This is a genomic window from Staphylococcus sp. 231237_7MaSpsaltlick, from assembly GCF_043107035.1.
On sequence record NZ_JBICNX010000190.1, the window covers coordinates 1 to 879 of the forward strand.

An 879-nucleotide genomic window follows, 5' to 3' on the forward strand; every position below is an offset into this window, starting at 1 on the left:
GTAGATTAAGAGAAATCAACGAGCTGTGTGAAGACACAAATGCAGAAGTATTTAAAATGCCTAATATAGAAGAAGTTATGTCAGGTGAATTAGAAGTTAAACAATTAAAAAAGGTAGAAGTCGAAGACTTATTAGGAAGAGATCCAGTAGAGTTAGATATGGCAGCTATTTCAAAAGAACTAACTCATAAGACGATTCTTGTTACAGGAGCAGGCGGTTCTATTGGTTCGGAGATTTGTAGACAGGTTTGTAAATTTAAACCCGAAAAAATTGTATTACTAGGGCATGGTGAAAATAGTATATATCATATTTATCAAGAACTAACAGGTTTATATCATGAAGAAATTGAGATTATTCCAATCATTGCTGATGTTCAAGATAAAGAGCGCATGAAAGATGTTATGCAAACATATAAACCATATGTTGTTTATCATGCCGCAGCACATAAGCATGTACCTTTAATGGAGTACAACCCACAAGAAGCTATTAAAAATAATGTTCTTGGAACTAGAAATACATCTGAAGCTGCAAAACTTGCTGAGGTAAGTAAATTCGTGATGATATCCACAGATAAAGCGGTCAATCCACCAAATGTGATGGGTGCAACTAAAAGAGTTGCAGAAATGATTATTCACAGTATGACTAATGAAACAAGTAAGACTGTCTTTGTAGCAGTACTATTTGGTAATGTACTTGGCTCAAGTGGTTCAGTAATACCACTATTTAAAAAACAAATCGAAGCAGGCGGACCAGTAACTGTGACACATCCAGATATGACAAGATACTTTATGACTATACCAGAAGCATCAAGGCTTGTATTACAAGCAGGTGCATTAGCAACAGGTGGAGAAATATTTGTATTAGACATGGGTAAACCTG

Annotated in this window: 1 protein-coding gene; it reads left to right on the forward strand. The window is 35.2% G+C overall.

All coding sequences use genetic code 11. The features are described 5' to 3' along the window. The coding region (locus ACF91D_RS30825) for a UDP-N-acetylglucosamine 4,6-dehydratase family protein (protein ID WP_392438563.1) at positions 1 to 879 on the forward strand (879 nt) is incomplete at both ends.